This is a genomic window from Polymorphospora rubra (assembly GCF_018324255.1).
In the GTDB taxonomy this organism is placed as follows: Bacteria; Actinomycetota; Actinomycetes; order Mycobacteriales; family Micromonosporaceae; genus Polymorphospora; species Polymorphospora rubra.
In genome coordinates this window covers 7,012,831-7,036,102 of sequence record NZ_AP023359.1, presented here as the reverse complement: position 1 = coordinate 7,036,102, position 23,272 = coordinate 7,012,831, and the positions used below count along the sequence as shown (strand labels likewise).

The window sequence follows — 23,272 nt, the reverse complement described above, 5'->3', positions numbered from 1 at the left end:
CACGGTACATTGCCGTAACGTTTGTTATGTGAATGGGAGGGTCGCATGTTCTCGCTGTCGCTGCGCGACGGTGCCCGCCTCGGCCCGCTGGAGGTCTGGCATGCCGAGGAGTTCGCCGACCATCTGGACCGGGCCCGCGAGCACATTCGTCCATGGGTCGGACCCGCGTTCGTCACCGGCGATGTGGACGGGGCGCGGGCCACCCTCGCGCGATATGCCGAACGCCAGGCCGGCGACGGTGCCCGGCTGTACGGCATCTGGCGGGATGGAGTGCTGGTCGGCGGTGTGATGTTCACCGCGTTCGATGCCGTTGCCGGCTCGTGTGAAATCGGCTGCTGGCTGGAGCCGTCCGCCGAGGGCCACGGTCTGGTCACGCAGGCGTGCGGTGCGTTGCTCGACTGGGCGTTCACGTCCCGGGGGCTGCACCGGGCCGAGTGGCACTGCCGGGCCGACAACGACCGCAGCCTGGCGGTGGCCAAGCGGCTCGGCATGACGCTGGAGGGTGTGCGACGCGAGGCATGGCCGTACGAGGGCGTGCGCTACGACAAGCAGCTCTGGGCGGTGCTTGCCGCCGAATGGCGGGCGTCGAACACGGACCGGGCGACGGTCGTCGGGTCGGTCTGCGGGAAGGTGAAGTCGTAGGTCGCGGAGAGTTCTCCGCCGTCGCGTAGGGGATTGTCGGCGCCCGGGACCGGTGCGACCCGCACGGGCGGCAACCACACGACGCCCGGTACGGCGCCCGATGGCCGGTGCAGGACGGCGGCACGTGCCCGTCGATCGCCGGCGGGGGAGCGGGCAGGGGCGACGCCGGCGGGCTGGTCAGAAGGGTGGGGCGGTGGCCGCTGGAGACGGACAGCGACGGGACGTCGCGCCGCTGACCGGTATCGCCTACCAGGGGTGCGGCCGGCGCCGGTGGCCGTGGGCTGACGGACGGGGTCGACTCCTGCTACACGAAGAATTCCCCATGACTGCGGATGGCAGCGGGAAGCTGTGGCCGGTGGACAAGCTGACCGCGTTGCGCCTCGGCCGGCGCCTGGTGACCGAGGTGCCGGGCGCCGGGCCGGGCAGGCGGGCGTTCGTCGAGATCCGCCCCGTCGAGACCGACACCGATGCCGCCGTGCGGCGGCAGGGCTGGACCCGGGCCGACCGTAACCGTACCTTCAGGCTGACGCATCGGGACTACGACGCCGACCAGCTCGACGGCTTCGACTACGACATCGGCGCGATCCTCGTCCGAGCCGCAACCGTTGCCGGCGAGGCCCAACTCCTCGCCGCCATCGAAGCATGGAGCCTTCGACCCGAACAGTTCCTTCATCCGTGGCAAACCGACGATCCTCGGTGAGGGGCCGGTCAAGACGACGGAGCGAAGACGCTGAGTACGCGTACGGATGGCGGCGGCCGCCACCCGCGACGAGACTCCTCCGTATGCGAACACGGATTGTCCTTGCCACGGTTGGGCTGGCGGGTCTGTTGGTGACCGGTGGTTGTTCCTTCCAGGAGAACATCTGCGGCGGCGGCGAGTACCCGGTGATCGCGGTTGGTGGTCAGGGCGGCAGTGCCTGCGTTCCGGAGGGGCAGGAGCCGACCGCTCCGTACGTCCGCTACCCGGAGGGCAAGGTGCCGCAGCACGTGGACGACGAGTGGGACGTCTACTGGCGGAGCCACGGCATCGACGAGAACGGAAACATCATCGAGAGGTGATGTCCGTCGACCGGGGGACGACGGGTTCGGTACCGCATTCTCCGCCGGTCGCCCGGCTTGCGTCCTCGTGACCGAGTTGCTCGCCCGCTGCCCATCCCGGTGCTCGGCCGCCGTTCGGCGGCGAGTGCCTGGTTGGCAGTCCGCTGTGACGGAGCAGCCAGGACACGATCGAATTGGATGTCCACATGGCGCCCGCTCCCGGTGGTGTGCGTCCCCAGGTCAGCGCCGGAAGCGAGCCGACAGCCCGTGCCATTCGCGCGACGATCTCGGTGTCCTGCGTGATGACGACCGGATCGCCGACAGCCCATTCCCGGTCCGGGATGACGCCACGCGCCCAGCAGCGTACTTCGTAGCGGAACAGGCGTAGGCGTCCCAGCCGCCGTGTGCCGACCGGCCCTGTCACAACGACGCCTCTGTCTCCGGCGGGGACACCCCACGCGGGGGTCATCTCGACGACGAACGGCACGCCGCCGAGGTGGAGCTCCAACGCCGCGTGGAACAGTGGTGCCGGCCGACGCCGCTCGATACGCGAGCACGCCCGCTCCCACCAGGCGCTGGTGCGCTTCACGACCTGTCCGCCCGCACCGACGGGCAGCCAGAGCAGTGTTGCTCGATCACCACTGTCGGTCGCGCCTACTGTCATGGGACCAGCCTATTGATCCGGCCGTACTTCCGTCTGTGACGTCTGCCCCGGTGAGAGAGGGCTTGTAGCCCGGGTTTAGGTCAGCGGTTGCTGATAGCGGTGGGCCAACTGCGTGAGGTCCGGGACACCGAACCTCTCCACCATCTCCTCGAACCGGGCCACCTTGTCCTCACCGAACCGGCGCACGCTGGCGGCGTAGGACTTCGCGTTCACGAACGAGGGCGGCGTCGTCTTGCTGTGAAACTTGTCCGCGTACATCACCATCTGCTCCTCCCCGGTGTCGGCCGTGTAGTCACCCACCGGCAGCGGCAGGCACTGCCGCAGCACGTCGTCACGGGTGAGCCCGACACCGGTGTGGTGGGAGCAGAACCTGCTGATCCGTTCCGGAAAGCCGAGCTCACGCAGCAGGGCGTGCCCGAGCACCCCATGGCGGATGTAGTTGTCGTGATCGAGTTGCCCCGCCGCACCGTGCAGGCGGTAGACGCCGATGTCGTGCAGGAGGCTTCCCGCACGTACCAGGTCCGCGTTCAGGGGCGACCGGCACCTGTCGAGCAACTGCTCGGCGAGGGCACAGACGATCTGACAGTGGGTGTAGACGAGTTCGAATGCCTCCTCGTTCGGTGCGTACCGTTCGTGCAGCGACCGGATCTGCTCGTCGGTCGGGATCGCCAACGTCTCGATCGTCATGTTTCGGCACCTGCTCCGCGGGGTCGCCACCAGTATCCGGCCGCACTGTTCGTCCCGAAGTTGCGATAGCGGCCATCCTGTTGCGGATTCGGCTCGACCCGTGTCACGTCGAGCCCGCGCACCTGGTGCAGCGTCTGCGGAACGGAGCCAGAGGCCTGAGGATCGATCCACCAGATCTGACCGGGCGCTGCCACCGGGGCTGCGCGTTATCACCAACAGGCCGATAGAAGCAGGTCACCAGGGCCAGGGGTACCGTGCCGGTCCACAGTTCGGCGGCGGGTGACGGCCTGTCCTGCCGTTCGAGCTCCTCAACGGGATCCGAAGGATACCCAGGCATCGAACTCACAACCCGTACGGCCACACGCTCTCCCGACAGCCCTCGATGACAGCCCCGGCCGGCTTGCCAACTCTAGCGACAGTCCGCGCCATGGGCGGTCCAGCCAGCCGTCGCCCCCTCGCGCAGCAGCGGCCCTCGACCTCCGCAGGAAGCCCTCCGCGTAGGTCAGCAGTGTCGCACGGTGAACTTTTCGAAGTCGGCCGATTCTGGCCAACGCACCGCCTGCGCCCGCCGTCAGCACGCGCTGAGTGCTGACGGCGGGCGCAGGCGGCGTTCGCTGGAACCCTGCCGCCTCGGGCCGGAACAGGTGTTTCAACACCTCGGCCCACAGTCCTCCGACCGATAGCGGCGAGTACGTGGCCGGCGCCTGCGAAGCATGTGGTCACGGCCATGGGCAGGTGCTACAGACGATCGCGGACAGCCGGGTCAGCTCGTCGTCCGTCTGCGTATCAGGGTGAGTGCCACGGCCCCCGCACCGAGCATGACCACGCCGGCGGCGACGATGAGACCGGTGGGCGTGCCGGTGACGGGCAGTTGCGGCGGGTTCTCGCCGTCGGCCGGCGGCGCGCTGGTCGGCGTCCCGGTGCTTGTCGCTTGCGGCGTACTCGGCGTCGCGGTCGGAGCGGTGGTGGATGGGGTTGGTGTGGTCGGGGTCCTGGTGGGAGTTGGGGTGGGGGTCGTGCCGTTGGCGATCTGAATGTCGACGGGTCCGTAATCGCCGATGAGGTGGGTGACTTCGCCTCCGACGACGACGTAGCAATGGAGGCTGACGGTGTACTTGTCTCCGGGGTTGGGGGTACCGATCCCGCTGGTGTCGTAGCTGTCGGTGAAGTCGGCGTCGGGTGGGCTGAGGATGACGCCGTTGATGTGGAAGTTGACCTCCTGCTGGTCGGCCGAGACTCGTGAGTAGCGGACCTCGGCGAGGTTGGCGGTGTGGAACTCGTCGTCGCAGGTCGCGGTGATCTCGATCGTGCCGCCGGCCGGAACCGAAGCGGGGTGGTCCGTGATCGTGATCGGCGCGGCGGCGGCGGGACTCATCGTGGTGAGTAGCAGGAGTGACGAGGCGGCCATGCTGGCTCCCGTCAGGCGGGCGAGCCGGGACACTGTGTCGCGCACGACGGATGTTCCTTCCGGACGGTCGGGATGACAACCGGCGCAGTTTGCCGGCGATCACAATGGAAAGTCGAGACGGATGGAAAGAAGCCGTGGAAACCCGCGGTCGCCCGTACCGGAGGAGGTTGGGTTTTTACGGTGTCGACCTGTCCACAAGCCGACGATTGAACATCGCTGATGCGGATCGCCGCTACGCTCCTGCGGACGTGACCCCTTTCGACGATGGGCTGCCGGATCGTCGGGCAGATCGCCCCGGTCCGGAACAGCCGACCGAAACGGGCCCGACTGCCGTCCGCCGGCATGGTTCTGCCGTGCTTCTCCGCGGCGAACGGCTCGTGCTCTCGCGTCATCCGCTTGCACACGTGATCGACATAGCGGGCGAAGCCGCGCAAGGTGTCGATGCCGCCGCTCGACTGCGAATGGCAACCTACGAGATGCTTGTCGGTCGCGACGAGGATGCCCGGTGGCGGATGAGCAGGGTCGAAGCGTCGACGTTCGTTGACGACGGGCGAGGCCTGCGCGCCGTGCGGCTGCTGACCGACGTCTGGGCGGGTCGCCTCGCCGGCCTGGACCTTTCAATACCTCCACCAGGCGACGACGACACCCCGGCCACACTCCTCGAGCTCGCCGCGGTCGCGTTCGGTCGACTCTGCGTGGACGGAGACACGACCGGCTACACGTGGGCCGAGCAGTCCATGCTCACCGAGCGCTTCACGAACGGGGCGGAATCGTTGCTTGCCGCGACGTCACGCCATCGCGATCGTTTCGCCGCCGGCCTTCCGTTCATGATTCATGCCGCGGGCATCGGATCGTTGAGCGAGCACAGTGCATGGTCGTCGGACCATCTCGCACGGCTCGGCGCGAGGACGAAACGATACGGGCTGATGGCATGGGTACCGATCATCGACTTCTTCGAAGCGTTCGCGCTTCAGCACCTCGGTGAGTTCGATCGTGCACGGCGACTGATCGAGGCGGCCCTGCCTCGCCTGCGGCGCGATCCGAACTCACCGTGGCTGCCGTTCGCGCTCGCAACCCAATGCTTTGTGTCCGGGATCAGCGCATACCCCGTCGACCTGCAGTCGATCGAGCGGGAGTTGCTCACCAGCGCGTGGCGGGCGCGTCGTCCGATAGCTACGCACACCGGAATCCATCTCATGGCGGCCAGCCTCGCCGAACTCGGCGACCCGATCGGTGCCCGCCGGGTACTGGCGCAGGCAGGAGGCCTCAGGGACCTTCGACTCGTGAACGAGGACCGGGTCCGCGCCTACGAGATCGCGTTTCAGGCGGCGCTCGCCGACGGCGACCGGTCAGCCGCGACCAGGTTCGTCGACGACGTCGAAGCGCTCATGGCGTCTGCCGCGCAGCAGGCCGCCCTCGCCAGGATGCGCAGCCTCCTCGGTACGCCCGCGAATCCCATCGGGGCCGCCCAAGCCTCCACGACCGCGATCGAACTCGTTCGCGCCCGGTGGACCACCATCGCGAGTGCCCTCGCACGGGGCGACCGAAACGATGCGCTCAGCGAACTCGCGGCTCTCGACGCCGTCGCGGCGGAGTTGCGCACGACCGCGATCCGAGTTGGCGCCGTGGGCCTGCTGCGGTCCGTGCCGGACCGCGCCCCCGCCGTACTCACCCCCCGCCAGCTGGAAGTCGCCGCGCTCGCGGCCAGAGGAATGACCAATCGCCAGATCGCCGTGCGCCTCTTTCTCGGTGTCCGGACGGTCGAAACCTATATCGCGTCCGCATTGCGCGTCCTCGGTCTGCGTCGGCGCAGCGAGCTCGCAACCCTGCAGTTGCCGATCCCGGAGCACGATGCCGACGAGTCCACTCAACCCGGCCCGGTCGCTGCTCTCACCGTTCGGCAAGGTCAGGTGGCCGCGCTCGTCGCCGCAGGATGCACTAACGCACAGATCGCCAAGACCCTCGGCCTGGGCACGAAGACGGTCGAAAAGCACATCGCGGCCATCAAGGCAAACCTCGGCGCAACAAGCCGGGCACACATCGCGGCCGCGTTCGTCTGCCGGGCAGGCATCGCTGCGGCGGAGTAACACCTTCTCGAAACACGATGGGCCAGGCGACACACAGCCCGGGCCCATTCTGGGCGGCGAGAGAATTGCCATCGATCCATAACGGAGGGCTTCGCCGGGGCGTCACGGACAGATCCCAGGCGACCGATTCTCCGCAAGCTCAAGACCCTGCAAGGGTTATTCCACCCGGCATCTTCTCAGAGAACGGCCATAAGATACTCAGCTTGCGCTGCGATATTCGCCGAATGATCCGGCGCGTTGGGAGCGAGGTTCTGCTCGCCTACCGGGATGGTCCCAAGACCCTCGAACTGCTCCTGCACGAGCCGGCGGCATGATCGTCCACCTGCCGTTCAAGGGGCGGGTCCGCGGCATCCCGTTGCGGGTCAAGTTGGTCGCCGCGGTCCTGGCCCTGGTCACCGCCGCCCTGGTGGTGATCAGCGCGAGCAGCGCCTTCTTTCTGCACCGCTACCTGGTTGGTCAGGTCGACGCGGGACTGGGTGGGTTCGTCAACCGGGTGAAGGCGACCGGTCAGGTTCCCATCAACCACACCGCCGGCCTGCCGACCGACTACGTCGCCGTACTCATCGACAAACAGGCAGGCGTGGGACGGACGGTCACGGATGAGCGTTTCGCCGTCACGGACCTTCCAAGCTGGCCGACCAGCCTTGATTGGTACGAGCAGCGGATCAACAAGATCTCGACACTCCACGCGGCCGGCAAACACCTGCGTTGGCGAGTCACCGTCGGACAGATCAACGATCAACAGTTGCTCGTCGTCGGGCAGAGCCTGGCCGCCGTCGACCAGGCCGTCCGGCAGCTGATCTGGATCGACGTACTGGTCGGTTGCATGGTCCTGCTGCTGCTCGCCTCGATAGGGGCAGCGATCGTGGGTACCAGTCTTCGGCCGCTGGTGGAGATCGAGCGGACCGCTGCGGCGATCGCCGGCGGCGATCTCACCAAACGGGTACCGGACCCGGAGCCCGGCGTGCCGGAGCCACGGAGCGAGCTGGGACGGTTGTCCCAGGCGCTCAACGCAATGCTCGCCCAGATCGAGGCCGCGTTCACCGCGCAGGCGGTTTCGGAAGCCGCGGCCCGGCGCTCGGAGGAGCGGATGCGGCAGTTCGTGGCGGACGCATCGCACGAACTACGTACTCCGCTGACCACGATCCGCGGCTTCGCGGAGTTGTACCGGCAGGGCGCCGTCGGCTCTCCGGAGGAGACCGCCCGGCTGGTCCGACGGATCGAGGACGAGGCGTCCCGGATGGGTCTTCTCGTCGAGGATCTGCTGCTCCTTGCCCGCCTGGACCAAGGAACGGCCGCTGACACTGGCGCCGGTCGAACTGCCGTTGCTGGCGGCCGACGCGGTGCAGGCCGCCGCTGCGGTCGCGCCCGAACGGAAGATCGGGCTGGAGGTGGCACAGGGTTCCGGCCCGCTGGTGGTGTACGGCGACGACGCCCGGCTACGGCAGATCCTCGGGAACCTGATGACCAACGCGATCACCCACACGCCCTCCGGGGCAACCGTCACCCTCCGGCTGCGACGGGAAAGGGGTGACCTGGCCGTCGTGGAGGTCGCGGACACCGGTCCGGGGCTCTCGCCGGAGCAGGCGGAGCGGGTCTTCGAGCGGTTCTACCGCGCGGATGTGGCCCGGACCAGGCGGACGGACGGCGCCACCGGTGCCGGCCTGGGCCTCGCGATCGTCGCTGCCCTGGTCGCCGCGCACCGGGGCAGTGTCGAGGTGGTCGAGACGCCGGGAGGAGGAGCCACCTTCCGGGTACGGCTGCCGCTCTCGTCTGCGGTCGACGACCCGCTCCGAAGGGCATGACGTTCGAGTTCACCTGAGGACTCATGCTTCGTCCATCCTCTGACGCCGACCGGCCGCCGCGGTCTTTGGCACCTGTCGGGTGGATGGGGCCGCTTGGGAAACGCCTACTGTGGCCCAGTGGATGATCGTGTGCGCCCGAAGCTTCTGGCCGGCTTCTGGTCTTTCGTGGTCGGCGGCCCGGCTCTCGTGGCCGTGATCGTGGCACTGAATCCGATCACCAGCCAGGAGGACTGCCCGAACTACGGGGCTTCCGGCAACGCGAGCGCCTTCGCGGATCCGGTCTGGGACCTGTACCTGCCGTTGATGGCTCTGGTATGGATCACCTTCGTCGCTGTGGAGCAGATCCTCCCGGTCACCCGACGCCACCGCACCCGGGCAGCCTGGGCGGTCCGGGCGGTTGCCGCGCTCGTCCTGGCCGTTGTCGGTTCGTGCTGCCTGGTCGTGCCGCTGGGCATCGTCTGCCGGTGACGGCACGGCGATCGGCCGGGTCTGGTCAAGGTCGAGCGAATCACCCGCCGTCGGCGTTGTGTACCAGCCGGATGCGCTGGGCCAGTACGAGGGTGTCATCGTTCACGATGAAACCGGGCTCGCCAGTTCCGCGCGCACCTCCGCGCTGTGCCAGAACCTCTCGTGCTCGGCCCGCCACTGCGCTGACGACTCGTGACCCTCGCCCTCGTCGAGGACGTGCTGCAGGTCCACATCAGCGAGCCGGACCACCCGGACCTCGGTCATTTCGATCGCCGCGACCCGCCGTTCTCCGGAGTCCACCACCGCGAGCAGTTGGCCGACCTTCGGCAGTGGCTCGTTCCCACGCTCGTATCCGAGCACCAGGGCAGAGGTCGAGGTCTTCGCGCCGGACAGGACCGCGGCCACCAACTGATCCCGCAGCGGTCCAGGGAACGCGAACTCGATCGGAGGAAGATCGCCGAGAGCCATGCCGTCGAGAGTACGGATCGGCGCCTGGTCCCGCGCCGCGCCGGTCGCACGGACGCCGAGTCGTGCGGTGGCCGGGTGGCGGACCGGTCGACATGATCCCTCCTTCACCCCGGAGGGAGCTGGCCCCGATCGGCCGTCGGATCAATGGCCGCCGCAAAGGCTTCCGCCAGACACTCATAGTCGCGAATGAGGGGTCCGACCAGGCGCGGATCGGCTTCCAGGGCATTGACCAGGCCGCGAGCGAGGTCCCGGATGCGATCCGCCGGTGAGGGGCGACGGATACGCGAGCGCCGGTCGAAGGTACGCCACCGTCGGAACGCCACCTTGGCGATCCGCTCGCGTTGATCGGCGGTGGGAAGCGGGCATCCCGCCGCGTGCAGCCGCTCGAAGGCTGCGAGCACCCTGGCGTGGTCGTCCACTCCGCTCCTCCGCACCGCGCTGCCCGACCCACCTCACGACCGCGATTATGACGGCCCCTCGGCTTCGTCAGTGAGCCGTGGGCCGCCGGGCAGCCAAAGCCACGACCGCTGGTCCGGCCGGCCGCTGACACGACCGACCGGACCAGCGCCGAGCAACCAGCCTGTGTACCGGTCAGCTACCGCAGATGCCGTACGCGGCGACCGTCCAGTTCCCGGCCAGACCGTCGGCATCCTCGTCGGCCCAGACCCGGACGGTGTCCTCCGGCCCGATGTTGACCCCGGACAGCAGCACCTGACCGTTGCCGGCGTTGATGTCCGCACCCACGCTGTACAGTGCTTTCCCGGCCGGGCAGGTGACGGACGCGAGCTTGTCCGGGGTGCTGTCGTTGGGTGACGCGTCCCAGAGCCGCTCCAGGCCCGCCACGGCGGTGGCGCACACGGCGAAGGCCGTGACGGACCAGCCGGGCGTGGTCGCGCCCTGGACCGCGACGCCGCGCGCGGTGACGGACTTCAGGTCGAAGGACGGCACCACCTGGTCCAGCACGACGTCCCCGGCACCGCCGTTGACCCGGCCACCCATCCCGATGACGCTCTTCGTTCCGCAGCTGGCGGTCACGTACTGCGTTCCCACCGCCCCGGTCACCGCGACGACCTGGTACCCGGACGGCGGCGAGACGCAGACGGCCCCGGTGGTGAAGCGCCATTCGCCCTCGTAGTTGACCGGCCCGGCCTCGCGCATCGTGGCGACGAACCCGCTGCCGTCGGCCAGCGGCTCCAACCGGTCCACCGCGACGCGCCCCCGGGCGTCGGGCGACGTCGTGAGGTAGGCGCCCCCGCCGGTGACGACCGTGTTCGCCGGGCAGCGGACGGGGAGCACCTTGTCGCTGCTCGTCTCCTGCGTCGTTTCGCCGACGTGCACCAGCCCGGCCGGGTCCGCGGACGCGGGAGCCGTCCAGCCCACGCCCACCGTACCGAGGGCGACCAGCGCCACGGCGAGCCGGGCGAAACCGCGATGTACGAATGTGCCCACTACTACCTCCTGAATCCTGTGCAGGCAGGGGGTGACCTGGCTCAACCCCTGCCTGCCGGTCACTGGCAACAAGCCTGGTTCGCCGGACTTGGCGTCTGCTAGCCGACGGCTAGGCGCGGGCCGGTCGACCGGGCAATCAGGACGATTACTCGATGATGCGGGGTAGTGAAGAGCATGAGATGGCGCATACTCGGCCCCGTCGAGGTCACCGTTGACGGGAAGGTCCTGGACTTCCGGCGCCCGCAGCAACGCGCGGTGCTGGCCCGGCTGCTCCTCGACGCGGACCGGGTGGTGTCACCCGCGCAACTGACCGAGGCACTCTGGGCGGACGAGCCGCCCCGCAGTTCCCGTACCCAGGTGCAGGTGTGCGTGTCGCAGATCCGGGCGGCGCTGCGGGGTGCCGGCCTCACGGACGTGCTGCTCACCCAGGCCGGCGGCTACCGCATCGTCGTCGGGCCGGACGAGCTTGATCTGGCCGTGTTCACCAGCGCCGCGGCGCGGGCCCGGACGGCCGTCGCGGCCGGGCAGCCGGCGACCGCCGTGGAGCTGCTCCGGACCGGGCTGGCGTTGTGGCGTGGACCGGCACTGGCCGGCGCGGCGGGTGCGTTCGTCGAGTCCGCCGCCGCGCGCCTCGACGAACAGCGGCTGTCCGCGTACGAGCAGCTCGCCACCGCCGAGTTGACGCTGGGCCGGCACGCGGACGTGATCGAGGTGCTGCGTCCGGTGGTGGATGCCCACCCGTTGCGCGAGTCACTGGTCAGCCGGTACCTGCTCGCCCTGGCCGGTACGGGCCAGCAGGCGCGCGCGTTGCAGGTGTACGCCGGAACCCGGCGCCGGTTGGTTGAGGAACTGGGGGTGGAACCCGCCGCCGAACTGGCTGCGGCGCACCTGCGGGTGTTGCGCCACGACATGCCCGACCCCGACCCCGATCCCGAGCCGGAGCCCGGTCCGTCGCCCGATGCGCTGCCGTCCCCCGTCGCACCGGTACCCGCCCAACTGCCCACCGACGTACCCGGTTTCACCGGCCGTCAGGCCGAACTGCGCGCGCTGGACGCGTTGCTGGATGGTACTGACGGCGCCGGTGGCCGGGCGGTCGTGATCTCCGCGATCGGTGGCACCGCCGGCGTCGGCAAGACGGCACTGGCGGTGCACTGGGCACACCGGACGGCGCACCGGTTCCCGGACGGACAGCTCTACGTCAATCTGCGGGGCTTCGACCCGGGCGGGCGGTCGGTCGGACCAGCCGAGGCACTGCTCGGATTCCTGGAGGCACTGCAGGTACCACGACACCACGTACCGACCGAGCTGTCCCGGCAGGCGGCGCTCTACCGCACCCTGCTGGCCGGCCGGCGGGTGCTCGTCCTGCTCGACAACGCCCGCGACGCCGAGCAGGTCCGGGACCTGCTGCCCGGAGCACCGGGGTGCCTGGTCGTCGTCACCAGCCGTAACCGGCTCACCGGCCTGGTCATCGCGGAAGGCGCGCGACCGCTCACACTGGACCTGCTCTCCGCCACGGAATCCCGGGAGCTTCTGCGGCAGCGTATCGGGTGGGACCGGACCACGACGGACCTCGCGGCGGTGGAGGAGATCGTTCGACGGTGCGCCGGGCTGCCGCTGGCACTGGCCGTCGTGGCGGCGCGGGCATCGACCCGACCCCACCTGCCGCTGGCCGCCCTCGCCACCGAACTGCGCGACGTGCGCGGCGGCGACCTGACCGCGTTCGACACCGGAGATCCGGCGACCGACGTACGCGCGGTCCTCTCCTGGTCGTACCGGGCGCTGGAGCCCGATGCCGCCCGGCTGTTCCGCCTCCTGGGACTCCACCCCGGACCGGACGCGGGACAACCGGCGCTGGCCAGCCTCGCCGGGATCCCGCCGGCGCGGGTACGTCCGCTCCTGGCCCGGCTCACCGAGGCGCACCTGCTGACCGAACACGCACCGGGTCGGTACGTGCAGCACGACCTGCTCGCCAGTTACGCCGCCGAGTTGTGCCACACGATCGACAGCGCGGCCGCGCGTGCCGTCGCCATTCACCGCCTGTTCGACCACTACCTGCACACCACGCACGCGGCGGACCGGATGCTCGACCCGTACCGGCTGGCGGCTTCCGTCGTGCCGGCGGACCCGCGGCCGGGCGTGACGAGTGACGACCCGGTCGACCACCCGGCCGCGATGGCCTGGTTCACGGCGGAGCAGGGCACTCTGCTGGCCGTCGTCGAACGGGCCGGGCGGGCCGCATTCGACGACCACGCGTGGCAACTGGCCGCCGTGCTCACCACCTATCTCGACCGGCGCGGCCACTGGCACGACCTGATCGCCGCGCAGCGCACGGCACTCGACGCCGCCCGGCGCGGCGCCAACCGCCTCGGCCAGGCACACGCCCACCGGGGGCTCGCCATCGCCTCCATCTGGCTCGGCCGCAACACCGACGCGCACGTCCACTACCAGCGGGTCCTCGACCTGTACCGCGAGCTGACGGACCCGGTCGGACAGGCGCACACCCACGTCGGCGTGAGCTGGATACTCGCCCGGGAGGGCCGGCACGAGGAGGCGCTCGACCAGACCGGGCAGGCGCTCAGCCTCTACCGGGCGGCCGGCTACCTGGTCGGTCAGGCCAAGGCCCTCAACAACCTGAGCTGGCTGCACGCCCGGCTCGACCATCACGAACTGGCCCTCAACTGTTCCCGCCGGGCCCTCACCCTGCACGAGGAGAACGAGGATCGGCACGGTGCCGCGCTGGCCTGGGACAACCTGGGGTACGCCCACCACCGGCTCGGCCGACACGACGAGGCCCTACGCTGCTACCGGCGGGCCCTCGACCTGCACCGCGCCCTCGGCGACCGCTACGACGAGGCGGAGGTGCTGGCGAACCTCGGCGACACGTACCAGTCCATCGGCGACCCCGAGGCCGCCGGTTCGGCGTGGCAGGACGCCCTGGCCATCTTCGACGAACTGGACCACCCGGACGCCGACGGGCTGCGGATCAAGCTCGCCGCCCTGCCGAGAAGGTCCTGGCGGATCCGCGGGGCGATCTCGGGGTAGCGAACCGTCCCGTCGACCAGCCATCGTGGACGGCATGACGGTGACTGCCGACCAATGGAACCGGGTACGCGACTCCGTACCCGCCGTTCTCCGACGACTGCTCGCTCTCGTCGACGGCGCGCCGCCCGACCGGGCGGTGACCGCGCACTGGACTCTCGCGGACACGCTGGCCCACCTGGTCAGCGTGTCCGCGATGGATGTCGCGTTGATCCGGGACGCGGCACCGGATCTGCCGGGGCGCCCGCTCGGCGACCTGCTGGCGGCCACCACGGTCGACACGGTGGCCGACATGAACCGCCGGATCCTGGCCGACTTCACCGAACGCGACGTGCCGACGCTGGGCGCCCGGTTGCGGTCCGATGTCGACGAACTGCTCTCGGCCGCGTCCGAGATCGGCCCGCTGCCCCAGGTGAGCTGGCTGGGTGGTGCCCGCCTGCCGGTCGCCGGGCTGCTCGCGCACCTGCTCAACGAGCTGAACATCCATGCCTGGGACATCGCCCGGGCCACCGGGGCCCGGTGGGAGATCGATCCGCGTGACGCGGCCCTGTTCTTCGACCTGTTCCTGGTCGGGGTGGTCCGCTGCGGCTACGGACGGCTGGTCGACCACGACGGCCCGGTACGCCCCGGCCGCCTCTCGGTCACCTTCCGTTCCACGGTCAGCCCTGCGGTGACCTTCGTCCTCACCGACGGGCTGGTGACCGTGGAGGACCCGGACCCCCGACCGGACGTACGGGTCTCCTACGACCCCGCCACGTTCGGCCTGATGCTCTTCGGGCGGGTCTCCCGGGTCCGGGCGATGCTCGCCGGGAAGCTGTCCGTCGGTGGACGGCGGCCGTGGTTGCTGCCGACCTTCATGGCGACGATGCGCATGCCGTCCTGACAGCGGGCCGCGCCGGCCGGAGCACCGCACACCGCCGGCTACAGGCCGAAAAAGGTCAGGTAGGAGTCGATCTGGTGGGCCAGCATCGGCTCGCCCGGATGCGTCGGCAGGCCCCGCCGGCGGGCCTCCCGCAGCAGCGCCGTCTCCGCCGGACTCATGATGATGTCGGCGACCAGGCTGCCCGCAGGTAGCCCGGTCACCGCGAACGGGAGCGGATCGCCGGGATGCAGCCCCAGCGGCGTCGCGTTGACCGCGAGGTCGGCGTCGGCCAGCTGGGGCCGGACCGCCGCGGCGACCCGGCCGGGGTAGGCGACGGACAGCCGCTCCCGCAGCGTCTCGAGCCGGTCGGGGTTCGTGTCGGCCAGGCGCAACTCGGCCACGCCGGCGTCCAGCAGGGCGACCGCGACGGCGCTGCCCGCCCCGCCCGCACCCACCACGCACACTCGACGGTCCCGAGGATGCTGTCCGACCGCGATCAGTCCGCGGACGAAGCCGTCGCCGTCGAAGGTGTCCGCCGACCAGGTGCCGTCGGGCTCGCGACGCAGGGCGTTGGCGCTGCCGGCCAGGCGGGCGCGATCGGTGGCCCGGTCGGCCAGGGCCAGCGCGGCCGCCTTGTGTGGCACGGTGACGAGCAGACCGTGCAGGTTGGCGACCTGCCCCAGCCCGTGCACCACCCGCTCGAAGTCGGCCGGTGCCACCCGCATCGGGATGAGCACCGCGTCGGTGCCGCGCCGGGCCAGCACCGGGTTGAGCAGACCGGGTGCGCGTACCTGCGTGATCGGGTCGCCGAGCAGCGCGTACACCCGGGTGGTGCCGCTGATCTCCGGCATGGGGGCCGCCGTGGACACGGGCGGTCAGCGCTGGCGGAGGCCGCGCAACGCGCCACCCCACGCCACGATCTGGTCGAGCATGGCGCCGACCGCCTGCTCCTGGTGGGCGGCGGGCCGGAAGCTGGTGAAGTTCACGAAGTCGGTGTGCAGGGAGAGCGCCACCTGCGACCGGACGTCGGCCACCTCCACCTGTGCGAGGACCAGCCGGAGGTGCTCCGCGGCCCGGGTGCCGCCGTACACGCCGTAGCTGACCAGGCCGGCGGACTTGTTGTGCCACTCCTGGTAGAGGTAGTCGATCGCGTCCTTGAGGGCGCCGGGGATCGAATGGTTGTACTCCGGGGTGACGAACACGAACGCGTCGAATCCGGCGACGGTGGCCGCCCACCGGCGGACCTTCGGTTGCCTGGACGGGGCCATCGACGGTGGCACCATCTCGTCGAGGTGCGGCAGATCGTAGTCGCGCAGGTCGACGACCTCCGCGGTCGCGTCGCCCCGCTTGGCCGCGATGTCCTGCACCCACCGGGCCACGGCGTCGGCCTTGCGGCCGGGCCGGGTGCTGCCGACGATGACACCGATCCTGATCACTGGTGGATCTCCTTCTCGGGTTGGGTACGGGCCGCCGGCCGTCCGGCGGTAGGGGTCACCGGCGCAGGCCCGGCCCGCCGGTGAGGTCGTGGGCCAGCCAGAGGGCGCCGTGCAGCGACGAGAGACCGCCGAGCGCGGCGGCCGTCACCACCGGCACCGGACGTCCGGGGCGGGCCGACATCCGGGCGGTGTGCCCGACGAGCGGGACGAGGCCGGGCAGCCCGCCGGCGAAGCCGCCACCCACGATCACCACCGTCGGGGCCAGCAGTTCACCGAGGCTCACCACCGCGGCCGCCAGCGCGGTGCAGGTCGCGTGGACCGCCTCGACCGCCCAGGGCAGGCCGTCGCGCAGCCCGGCCCGCAGGTCGTCGAAGGACACCGCGACGCCGCGGGCGATGCCGGCCCGGCGGAGCGTGGCCGGGCCGGAGGCGATCGCCTGGAGGCAACCGCGCCGGCCGCAGTCGCAGCGTTCGCCGTCGAGGGCGACGACCATGTGGCCGATCTCGGCGGAGGACCGGCCCGGCACCGATCGCCCCTCCCACACCACGCCGCCGCCGATCCCCGTACCGACGCCCAGGTAGACCACGTCGTCGCAGCCGACGTGCCGGGCCTCGGCCAGCGCGGCGAGGTCGCCGTCGTCGGCGACGGCGGTCGCGGCGCCCGGGAAGAGGCGGCGCAGTTCGCCGGTGAGGTCCAGACCGGTCCAACCCGGTCGGTTGGGCCAGGTGGTGACGGTGCCCGCCGGGTCGGTGGTCGCCGGCATCGCGACACCGACCGCGGCGACCGGCCCCCACCCGTCGCGCAGCCGGGTCACCTCGGCGGCCAGCGTCGCCAGGTCGGTGGCCAGATCGGCCTCGCGCGGCCAGTGGAACGTCCGGTCGTACGTCGGCCGCCCGGGCGCCTCGGCCCGTAGCGCCACCTTGGTGCCACCGACGTCGACGCCGAGCACACCGCCGTCGCGCGGGTCCCCGCCGGGCACCGTGGCCTCAGCCCTGCAAATGCAGGTACGCGAGCACGACGGCGATGACGGCGAAGACCGCCGGCACCGCGCTCACCCCGACGGGGTCCTTCGCCCGGGCGTGGTAGACCACCGCCCCGACCATCTGCAGGGCGAGACCGATCGCCGCGGCGATGCCCAGCGGCGGCCAGAGCAGCCCGAGCAGCAGACCGGCGATCGCGGCGATCTCCAGCACCCCGAGCAGGCGGGTCAGCCCCGGCGAGACGCCGAGGTGGTCCATCCGCTCACGCATCGCCGCCTGTCCGGTCAGCTTGGGTACGGCGGTGGCCAGGAAGACCAACGCGAGGATGAGGGTCAGTACGAGGATGGGGATGCGCACGTGGTGTCCTTCGTGAAGAGTCGGTACGTGCGGCCGACCGTACCGGTGCCGGAACGGTGCCGGAGAGGGCGTGTCAGGTCGTCACCGCACGGTGGCGACGAGGGCGCGGGCGGCCAGCCGGTAGCCCAGCGACCCGAGCCCGGCGATGACGCCACTGGCCAGCGGGGCGATCACCGAGTCGTGCCGGAAGCTCTCCCGGGCCCAGACGTTGGACAGGTGTACCTCGATGAACGGCCGCGGGTAGCTGGCCAGCGCGTCCCGCAGGCTCCAGCCGGCGATCATCAGCGCGCCCGGGTTGACGATCGCGCCGACGGTGTCGTAGCGGCCCTGGATCGCGCGGATCAGCGCGCCCTCGCAGTCGTGCTGCTCGGCCACCACCCGCCAGCCCCGGTCGGCGACCTCCTCGGCGACCGCCCGTTCGATGTCGTCCAGGGTGTCGGTGCCGTAGATCTCCGGCTCCCGTTGGCCCAGGATGCCCAGGTTCGGGCCGTTCAACAGCAGCACGTCCGACACGTTTCACCTCGCGGGGCGCGGCCCTGTCGTGACAGGACCGATGACTGATCCTCCGCAGTCTTACTACGTGCCCGGCGCCGAGCGAACCGGCGGCGGCCAGGGCACGGGCGGACTAAGGGGTGCCTAGGGGCTGCTAGGGGCGGTAACCGTACGGCCGGTTCGGTTAGCGTCCTCCCTGCTGAGACGATGCCGCCGGTTGTGCGGGGGCGTCCCCTACCTCGAACCGGCCGCCCCGGCGCGGAGGAGGCCGGATCGCGTACCGGCGGTTCCCGGGTCGCCCCGCCCGACGGACCGGCGAAACCCTTGGTCTGCCCGAGTTGGGAAGTGGGAAGTTATGAGTGGTCAGCCCTCGACGGTGCCGGAGTTTCCCGAGTGGCCGCAGTTCGGCGACGAGGAGCGTACCGGTCTGATCCGGGCCCTGGAGCAGGGCCAGTGGTGGCGGATCGGCGGCAGCGAGGTCGACTCCTTCGAAGCGGAGTTCGGGGCATATCACGGCACGCCGCACGCGCTCGCGGTCACCAACGGCACGCACGCGCTGGAGGTGGCGCTGGAGGTGCTCGGCGCCGGGCCGGGCACCGAGGTCATCGTGCCGGCCTTCACGTTCATCTCGTCCTCGCTGGCCGCCCAGCGGCTCGGCGCGGTCGCCGTACCGGTCGACGTCGACCTGGACACCTACTGCATCGATCCGGCCGCGGTCGAGGCCGCGATCACGCCGCGGACCAAGGTGATCATGCCGGTGCACATGGCCGGCCAGTTCGCCGACATGGACGCGCTGGACAAGCTCGCCGCCGACGCCGGGGTGGCGCTGCTCCAGGATGCCGCGCACGCCCACGGCGCGCAGTGGCAGGGCAAGCGGGCCGGGGCGCTCGGCTCGGTGGCCGCGTTCAGCTTCCAGAACGGCAAGCTGATGACCGCCGGCGAGGGTGGGGCGGTCCTCTTCCCCGACGAGGAGCTGCGCGAGCGCGGATTCCTCGTGCACAGCTGCGGCCGGCCGCGTACCGACCGGGACTACCTGCACAGCACCACCGGCTCGAACTACCGGATGGGCGAGTTCACCGCGGCCGTCCTGCGCGCCCAGCTCGCCCGCCTGGACGACCAGATCGCGGTACGCGAGCAGCGCTGGCCGCTGCTGGCGAGCCTGCTCGCCGAGATCCCCGGCGTCGTGCCGCAGGGCCGCGACGAGCGGGGCGACCGTAACCCGCACTACATGGCGATGTTCCGTGTACCGGGCCTGGACGTCGCGCGTCGCCGCGAGGTCGTGGACACCCTCATCGCCCGGGGCGTGCCCGCGTTCGTGGCGTTCCGCGCGATCTACCGCTGCGACGGCTTCTGGAAGGCCGGCGCGCCCGACGAGTCGGTCGAGGCGATCGCCGCCCGGTGCCCGAACACCGAGCTGATCCATTCCGACTGCATCTGGCTGCACCACCGCACGCTGCTCGGCACCGAGCAGCAGATGCACGACATCGCCGCCGTGCTGGCCGACATCCTCCACGGGTGAGCGGCGTGTCGGCCGCCGACGTCCCCGGCCCGGACCGGTCGCCGCTGCGGGTGGCGGTGGCCGGGCTGGGCTGGGCGGGACGCGAGATCTGGCTGCCCCGGCTCGTCGCGCACCCCGCGTACACGGTCACCGCCGTGGTCGATCCCGAGGCGACGCTGCGCCACCGCGTCCAGCAGGACAGTGCCGTGCCGTACGCGTACGACAGCGTCGACGACCTCCCGGACGGCCTGGTCGACCTGGTGGTCGTCGCGGTCCCCAACCACCTGCACAGCGACATCGCCGCCCGGGTCCTCCGCCGGGGCCTACCGGTCTTCGTGGAGAAGCCCGTCTGTCTCACCTCCACCGAGGCGACCGCGTTGGCGGAGGCCGAACGGGAGGGCGGCGCGGTGCTGCTCGCCGGCAGCGCCGCCCGTTACCGGGCCGACGTGCGCGCGCTGATCGCGGCGAGCGCGACACTCGGGGCGATCCGGCACGTCGACGTCGCCTGGGTCCGCGCCCGGGGCGTGCCGGACGGTGGCGGCTGGTTCACCCAGCGGCAGCTCTCCGGCGGGGGAGCGCTGGTCGATCTCGGTTGGCACCTGCTGGACACGGTGCTGCCGCTGCTCGGCCCGGCCGCCATCGCCCACGCCGTCGGCAGCGTCTCCGACGACTTCGTCAACGACGCCGCGCACCACGCCGCCTGGCGCAGCGAACAGGAGACCGGCGCCCGGCGGTCGGTCGGCGACGTCGAGGACACCGCGCGGGGATTCCTGCTCACCGAGGACGGCGTCTCCGTCGCGCTGCACGCCTGCTGGGCCTCGCACGAGGCCCGGGACCGCACCACGATCACCGTCCAGGGGGTCGACGGCGTCGCCAGCCTGCGCTGCACGTTCGGTTTCAGCCCGAACCGTGACCCGGTTCCGGTGCTGACCCGCACCGTGGCCGGCGAGGCGGTGCGGCTGCCGCTGCCCGAGGAGCCCGTCGGCGCCGAGTACGACCGGCAGCTGGACGCCCTGCCCGGGCTGCTGGCCGACCCGGCGAACCGGGGCCTGGCGGTCACCGAGGCCCATCGCACCATCGACGTCATCGAACGGATCTACCACTCCGCCCGGCCCACCCGGCCAGGGCGGCGCCCCGCGCTGGCGGGGCGTCCCGGCCGGTGAGACCCACCGGCTGACCTTCGCCTCCGGGAGCACGCATGACCCTGCCAACATCCACACCCACCGTCGCCGGCGGGCGGCCGGCCGCCCGCCCGGTCCAGGCGGTCGTGTTCGACCTCGACGGCGTCCTGGTCGACAGTTCGGCCGTCATGCGCGAGGCGTTCGACATCGCGTACGCGGAGGTGGTGGGCGACGGGCCGGCACCGTTCGAGGAATACAACCGGCACATGGGCCGGTACTTCCCGGACATCATGCGGCTGATGGGCCTGCCGCTGGAGATGGAAGAGCCCTTCGTCCGGGAGAGCTACCGGCTCGCTCCCCAGGTCCCGCTCTTCCCCGGGGTCCGCGAGCTGCTGCACGGCCTGCACGGGCGGGGGGTCCGGATGGCGATCGCCACGGGAAAGAGCGGTCCCCGCGCCCGTTCGTTGCTGGAACTGCTCGGCGTGCTGCACCTGTTCGGGCACGTCATCGGCTCCGACGAGGTACCCCGGCCCAAGCCCGCCCCGGACATCGTGCTGCACGCGCTGGATCTGCTCGGCGTGCCGGCGGAACGGGCCCTGATGGTCGGCGACGCGGTGATCGATCTTGCCAGTGGCCGGGACGCCGGCACCACCACCGTGGCGACGACCTGGCACGAGGGCGACTGCGCCGCCCTGCTCGCCGCCGGCCCCGACTTCGTCGCGCGCACCCCGCGGGAGCTGCTGACCTACTGCCTCGCGGTCGAGGTGTGACGACGAGGCCCCTCCGCCGCTGTTTCCGGTCCGTCCCGGCGGTCAGCCCGCCGGGACGGGGCGGGTGTCGCGCAGTGCCGCCAGCGCCTCGCGGACCCGACCCTCGGGCACGTTGTCGACCAGCTCGGGGCCGGCCGGCCCGTCCAGAACGAAGGCCAGGCCCGAGGCGGCCTTCTTGTCCAGCCGCATCAGCGCGATCAGGTCGTCGTGGTCGACGTCCGGCGGCAGTGCCGTGTCCAGCCCGTAGCCGGCGACGACCTCTTCGTGTTCGGCCACCCGCGTGTCCGGGATCCGGCCCAGCAGCCCGGCCAGCCGGCCCACGAACACCGTGCCGATCCCGACGGCCTCGCCGTGCCGCAGCCGGAAGTCGGTGGCCCGCTCCAGAGCGTGGCCCAGCGTGTGGCCGTAGTTCAGGATGTGCCGCAGCCCGGCGTCCCGCTCGTCGGCGGCCACCACCGACGCCTTCAACGCGACGCACGCGGCGATCTGCTGCGGGGTGGACCGGTCCTGCAGGTCGGGCGCGCCGATGAAGTGGGCCCGGGCGATCTCGCCGTAGCCGTTGCGCCACTCACGCCCGGGCAGGGTGGTCAGGTGCTCGGTGTCGCACAGCACGGCCCGCGGCTGCCAGTACGCCCCGACCAGGTTCTTGCCGTGCGGCAGGTTGACCGCCGTCTTGCCGCCCACGCTGGCATCCACCTGGGCGAGCAGCGAGGTCGGCAGATGCACCACCGGCGTACCCCGGTGGTAGAGCGCGGCCGCCAGCCCCACCACGTCGGTCGTGGTGCCCCCGCCGCAGGAGACCACCACGTCCGAGCGGGTCAGCCCGAAGTCGGCGAACTCCCGGCACAGCCGCTCGACGGTGGACAGGGTCTTGTCGTGTTCGCCGTCGCGGGCCGGCACCACCAGGTGCGGCACCCCCGGGTCCGGGGTCCACTCCGGCGGCCGGGCCGTCACGACCACCGCCCGCCGGGCGCCGACGCGGGCCACCTCCTCCGGCAGCCGGTGGCGGACCCCGGCGCCCACCCAGATCGGATAGGACCGCTCGGCCAGGTCCAGGTCGATGCGGTGCGGCGCGTCGGCGGTCATCTCGGAACCTTCCGTGGGGTCGGGGTCGGCCGGGCGGTCGTCGTGCGGGGCGGTGCCGGGTCCGGCGTCGGCCGTGCCGGTGCGGCGGTCGCCGGACCGGGATACGGCAGCGCCGGCATCCCGTCGCGGACGATGGCGAGCCGCAACGCCATCGCGGCGAGGGCGTCGACGGCCGGGCCGACACCCAGGCGTCGCTGGGTCAGCCGCGCGTGTTCGGCGAGCAGCCAGCGGCGGGGCGCGCCGCTCGTGGGGCAGTCCTGTGCGGTCAGCTCCCGGACCGTGTCCAGGTAGCGGTGCCAGGCGGCGGACCGGTCGGGGCCCATCGTGAAATGGGTGGCGGCCAGGACCAGCTTCTCGGCCTGCGCGTCCGCCTGCGCGACGAGATCGCGGCGCTGCGCCCCGGTGAGCGCCTCGCCGCGTTCCTGCCAGTACAGGAACAGCAGGCCGGCCCGGGCGGCGGGCGGGATCAGGTCGACCAGGTGTCCCAGATGCAGCAGCGCGACCGGCAGCTCGGCGTCGCCCGGGAGTGCACCGTCGGCCAGCAGGGCCAGCGCCAGCTCGCTGCCGACCTGCGCGAGCGGCCCGCCCCGGGCGGTGTCCCGCACGGGGTACGGGTCGGCGAGGCCGGACGTCACCGACACCGGCCCGGAGTGGGCCCGCAGGCGGTGCTCCACTTCGCGCAGGCCGCCCCGGTCGGCGTGGAAACCGAGACCGAGGCGGGGGCCGGCCAGCCGGTCGAAGAACCAGCCTGCCCGAGGGTCGTGCCGGCGCACACCGGCGACCAGATCCGGTACGACGGTCCGGACGAGTTCGGAGACACGCTCGTCCGGACGCCCGTCGGCCGGGGCGGCCAGGCGGGCGAACAACCAGGAGCGTTCCAACGCTGGCACCTCGACTGAAGGGGCGGAACGAACG

General features: G+C 71.4%; 22 protein-coding genes and 2 pseudogenes. 11 read left to right on the top strand and 13 right to left on the bottom strand.

Features of this window, described 5'->3' with window-relative positions:
• Positions 1 to 45 precede the first annotated feature (45 nt).
• The 3 genes from Prubr_RS30855 to Prubr_RS30845 all read left to right on the top strand — a co-directional run bounded on the left by Prubr_RS30855 (position 46) and on the right by Prubr_RS30845 (position 1,701).
• Complete coding sequence (locus Prubr_RS30855) at positions 46 to 642, top strand: GNAT family N-acetyltransferase (protein ID WP_212818463.1); 597 nt, start codon at positions 46 to 48, stop codon at positions 640 to 642.
• A gap of 355 nt (positions 643 to 997) precedes the next feature.
• Positions 998 to 1,342 (top strand): hypothetical protein, encoded by a 345-nt coding sequence (locus Prubr_RS30850; protein ID WP_212818461.1) that lies wholly within the window; start codon positions 998 to 1,000, stop codon positions 1,340 to 1,342.
• An 83-nt stretch (positions 1,343 to 1,425) separates the two neighbouring features.
• Positions 1,426 to 1,701, top strand: a complete 276-nt coding sequence (locus Prubr_RS30845) for an SCO0607 family lipoprotein (RefSeq protein WP_212818459.1) — start codon at positions 1,426 to 1,428, stop codon at positions 1,699 to 1,701.
• Here Prubr_RS30845 and Prubr_RS30840 read toward each other — a convergent pair.
• The 3 genes from Prubr_RS30840 to Prubr_RS30830 form a co-directional block, all read right to left on the bottom strand.
• On the bottom strand, positions 1,688 to 2,344 hold the full coding sequence (locus Prubr_RS30840; protein ID WP_212818457.1) for a hypothetical protein: 657 nt from the start codon (positions 2,342 to 2,344) through the stop codon (positions 1,688 to 1,690). The two genes, Prubr_RS30845 and Prubr_RS30840, sit on opposite strands and share 14 nt — an antisense overlap.
• A gap of 75 nt (positions 2,345 to 2,419) precedes the next feature.
• Positions 2,420 to 3,031, bottom strand: a complete 612-nt coding sequence (locus Prubr_RS30835) for an HDIG domain-containing metalloprotein (RefSeq protein WP_212818455.1) — start codon at positions 3,029 to 3,031, stop codon at positions 2,420 to 2,422.
• 763 nt (positions 3,032 to 3,794) lie between these two features.
• Entirely contained in the window at positions 3,795 to 4,484 is a 690-nt protein-coding gene (locus Prubr_RS30830) for an LPXTG cell wall anchor domain-containing protein (protein ID WP_212818453.1), read from the bottom strand.
• A 5-nt stretch (positions 4,485 to 4,489) separates the two neighbouring features.
• Here Prubr_RS30830 and Prubr_RS30825 point away from each other — a divergent pair, with 5 nt between their 5' ends.
• The 3 genes and pseudogenes from Prubr_RS30825 (at position 4,490) to Prubr_RS30815 (ending at position 8,799) form a co-directional block, all read left to right on the top strand.
• The gene (locus Prubr_RS30825) at positions 4,490 to 6,526 is read left to right on the top strand and encodes a helix-turn-helix transcriptional regulator (RefSeq protein WP_212818451.1); all 2,037 of its coding nucleotides are present in this window, start codon (positions 4,490 to 4,492) and stop codon (positions 6,524 to 6,526) included.
• Positions 6,527 to 6,836: 310 nt separating this feature from the next.
• A pseudogene (locus Prubr_RS30820) lies at positions 6,837 to 8,331 on the top strand (sensor histidine kinase).
• A 129-nt stretch (positions 8,332 to 8,460) separates the two neighbouring features.
• Positions 8,461 to 8,799 (top strand): hypothetical protein, encoded by a 339-nt coding sequence (locus tag Prubr_RS30815; protein WP_246567875.1) that lies wholly within the window; start codon positions 8,461 to 8,463, stop codon positions 8,797 to 8,799.
• A 40-nt stretch (positions 8,800 to 8,839) separates the two neighbouring features.
• Here the strand turns inward: Prubr_RS30815 and Prubr_RS30810 are convergent.
• The 3 genes and pseudogenes from Prubr_RS30810 to Prubr_RS30800 form a co-directional block, all read right to left on the bottom strand.
• Positions 8,840 to 9,267 (bottom strand): annotated as a pseudogene (locus tag Prubr_RS30810) (ASCH domain-containing protein).
• A gap of 104 nt (positions 9,268 to 9,371) precedes the next feature.
• Complete coding sequence (locus Prubr_RS30805; RefSeq protein WP_212818447.1) at positions 9,372 to 9,686, bottom strand: hypothetical protein; 315 nt, start codon at positions 9,684 to 9,686, stop codon at positions 9,372 to 9,374.
• Positions 9,687 to 9,858: 172 nt separating this feature from the next.
• Complete coding sequence (locus tag Prubr_RS30800; RefSeq protein WP_212818445.1) at positions 9,859 to 10,716, bottom strand: hypothetical protein; 858 nt, start codon at positions 10,714 to 10,716, stop codon at positions 9,859 to 9,861.
• Positions 10,717 to 10,890: 174 nt separating this feature from the next.
• Here Prubr_RS30800 and Prubr_RS30795 point away from each other — a divergent pair, with 174 nt between their 5' ends.
• Complete coding sequence (locus Prubr_RS30795) at positions 10,891 to 13,758, top strand: AfsR/SARP family transcriptional regulator (RefSeq protein WP_212818443.1); 2,868 nt, start codon at positions 10,891 to 10,893, stop codon at positions 13,756 to 13,758.
• A 34-nt stretch (positions 13,759 to 13,792) separates the two neighbouring features.
• The gene (locus tag Prubr_RS30790) at positions 13,793 to 14,638 is read left to right on the top strand and encodes a maleylpyruvate isomerase N-terminal domain-containing protein (protein ID WP_212818441.1); all 846 of its coding nucleotides are present in this window, start codon (positions 13,793 to 13,795) and stop codon (positions 14,636 to 14,638) included.
• A 38-nt stretch (positions 14,639 to 14,676) separates the two neighbouring features.
• Here Prubr_RS30790 and Prubr_RS30785 read toward each other — a convergent pair whose 3' ends face one another.
• From Prubr_RS30785 to Prubr_RS30765, 5 genes are all read right to left on the bottom strand, one after another.
• Positions 14,677 to 15,468: a shikimate dehydrogenase family protein gene (locus Prubr_RS30785; protein ID WP_212818439.1), complete on the bottom strand. Its 792-nt coding sequence runs from the start codon at positions 15,466 to 15,468 to the stop codon at positions 14,677 to 14,679.
• Between the two features lie 24 nt (positions 15,469 to 15,492).
• Positions 15,493 to 16,053, bottom strand: a complete 561-nt coding sequence (locus Prubr_RS30780) for an NADPH-dependent FMN reductase (RefSeq protein ID WP_212818438.1) — start codon at positions 16,051 to 16,053, stop codon at positions 15,493 to 15,495.
• A gap of 55 nt (positions 16,054 to 16,108) precedes the next feature.
• On the bottom strand, positions 16,109 to 17,032 hold the full coding sequence (locus tag Prubr_RS30775; protein ID WP_212818435.1) for an ROK family protein: 924 nt from the start codon (positions 17,030 to 17,032) through the stop codon (positions 16,109 to 16,111).
• Between the two features lie 7 nt (positions 17,033 to 17,039).
• Entirely contained in the window at positions 17,040 to 17,390 is a 351-nt protein-coding gene (locus tag Prubr_RS30770) for a DoxX family protein (protein ID WP_212818434.1), read from the bottom strand.
• Positions 17,391 to 17,471: 81 nt separating this feature from the next.
• Positions 17,472 to 17,903: a type II 3-dehydroquinate dehydratase gene (locus tag Prubr_RS30765; RefSeq protein WP_212818432.1), complete on the bottom strand. Its 432-nt coding sequence runs from the start codon at positions 17,901 to 17,903 to the stop codon at positions 17,472 to 17,474.
• Between the two features lie 334 nt (positions 17,904 to 18,237).
• Here Prubr_RS30765 and Prubr_RS30760 point away from each other — a divergent pair, with 334 nt between their 5' ends.
• From Prubr_RS30760 to Prubr_RS30750, 3 genes are read left to right on the top strand one after another with little or no spacing between them, the layout of a single operon-like run.
• The gene (locus tag Prubr_RS30760; RefSeq protein ID WP_212818430.1) at positions 18,238 to 19,401 is read left to right on the top strand and encodes a DegT/DnrJ/EryC1/StrS family aminotransferase; all 1,164 of its coding nucleotides are present in this window, start codon (positions 18,238 to 18,240) and stop codon (positions 19,399 to 19,401) included.
• On the top strand, positions 19,398 to 20,543 hold the full coding sequence (locus Prubr_RS30755; protein ID WP_246567873.1) for a Gfo/Idh/MocA family protein: 1,146 nt from the start codon (positions 19,398 to 19,400) through the stop codon (positions 20,541 to 20,543). Before Prubr_RS30760 ends, Prubr_RS30755 begins: the two co-directional genes overlap by 4 nt.
• 35 nt (positions 20,544 to 20,578) lie before the next feature.
• Positions 20,579 to 21,271, top strand: coding sequence for an HAD-IA family hydrolase (locus tag Prubr_RS30750; protein ID WP_212818428.1), 693 nt, complete (start codon positions 20,579 to 20,581; stop codon positions 21,269 to 21,271).
• Positions 21,272 to 21,313: 42 nt separating this feature from the next.
• Here the strand turns inward: Prubr_RS30750 and Prubr_RS30745 are convergent, their stop codons facing one another.
• Both Prubr_RS30745 and Prubr_RS30740 read right to left on the bottom strand, forming a co-directional pair.
• Positions 21,314 to 22,357, bottom strand: a complete 1,044-nt coding sequence (locus tag Prubr_RS30745) for a 3-dehydroquinate synthase family protein (RefSeq protein ID WP_212818426.1) — start codon at positions 22,355 to 22,357, stop codon at positions 21,314 to 21,316.
• Entirely contained in the window at positions 22,354 to 23,247 is an 894-nt protein-coding gene (locus Prubr_RS30740; protein ID WP_425517959.1) for a hypothetical protein, read from the bottom strand. Before Prubr_RS30740 ends, Prubr_RS30745 begins: the two co-directional genes overlap by 4 nt.
• Positions 23,248 to 23,272: the final 25 nt, after the last annotated feature.

Excerpts from the sequence above, each read along its gene's own strand:
- Prubr_RS30855 (WP_212818463.1), top strand. The coding sequence starts at position 46 with ATGTTCTCGCTGTCGCTGCGCGACGGTGCCCGCCTCGGCCCGCTGGAG.
- Prubr_RS30845 (WP_212818459.1), top strand. The coding sequence starts at position 1,426 with ATGCGAACACGGATTGTCCTTGCCACGGTTGGGCTGGCGGGTCTGTTG.
- Prubr_RS30840 (WP_212818457.1), bottom strand. The coding sequence starts at position 2,344 with ATGACAGTAGGCGCGACCGACAGTGGTGATCGAGCAACACTGCTCTGG.
- Prubr_RS30835 (WP_212818455.1), bottom strand. The coding sequence starts at position 3,031 with ATGACGATCGAGACGTTGGCGATCCCGACCGACGAGCAGATCCGGTCG.
- Prubr_RS30825 (WP_212818451.1), top strand. The coding sequence starts at position 4,490 with ATGTTCCTTCCGGACGGTCGGGATGACAACCGGCGCAGTTTGCCGGCG.
- Prubr_RS30795 (WP_212818443.1), top strand. The coding sequence starts at position 10,891 with ATGAGATGGCGCATACTCGGCCCCGTCGAGGTCACCGTTGACGGGAAG.
- Prubr_RS30790 (WP_212818441.1), top strand. The coding sequence starts at position 13,793 with ATGACGGTGACTGCCGACCAATGGAACCGGGTACGCGACTCCGTACCC.
- Prubr_RS30785 (WP_212818439.1), bottom strand. The coding sequence starts at position 15,468 with ATGCCGGAGATCAGCGGCACCACCCGGGTGTACGCGCTGCTCGGCGAC.
- Prubr_RS30760 (WP_212818430.1), top strand. The coding sequence starts at position 18,238 with ATGAGTGGTCAGCCCTCGACGGTGCCGGAGTTTCCCGAGTGGCCGCAG.
- Prubr_RS30750 (WP_212818428.1), top strand. The coding sequence starts at position 20,579 with ATGACCCTGCCAACATCCACACCCACCGTCGCCGGCGGGCGGCCGGCC.
- Prubr_RS30745 (WP_212818426.1), bottom strand. The coding sequence starts at position 22,357 with ATGACCGCCGACGCGCCGCACCGCATCGACCTGGACCTGGCCGAGCGG.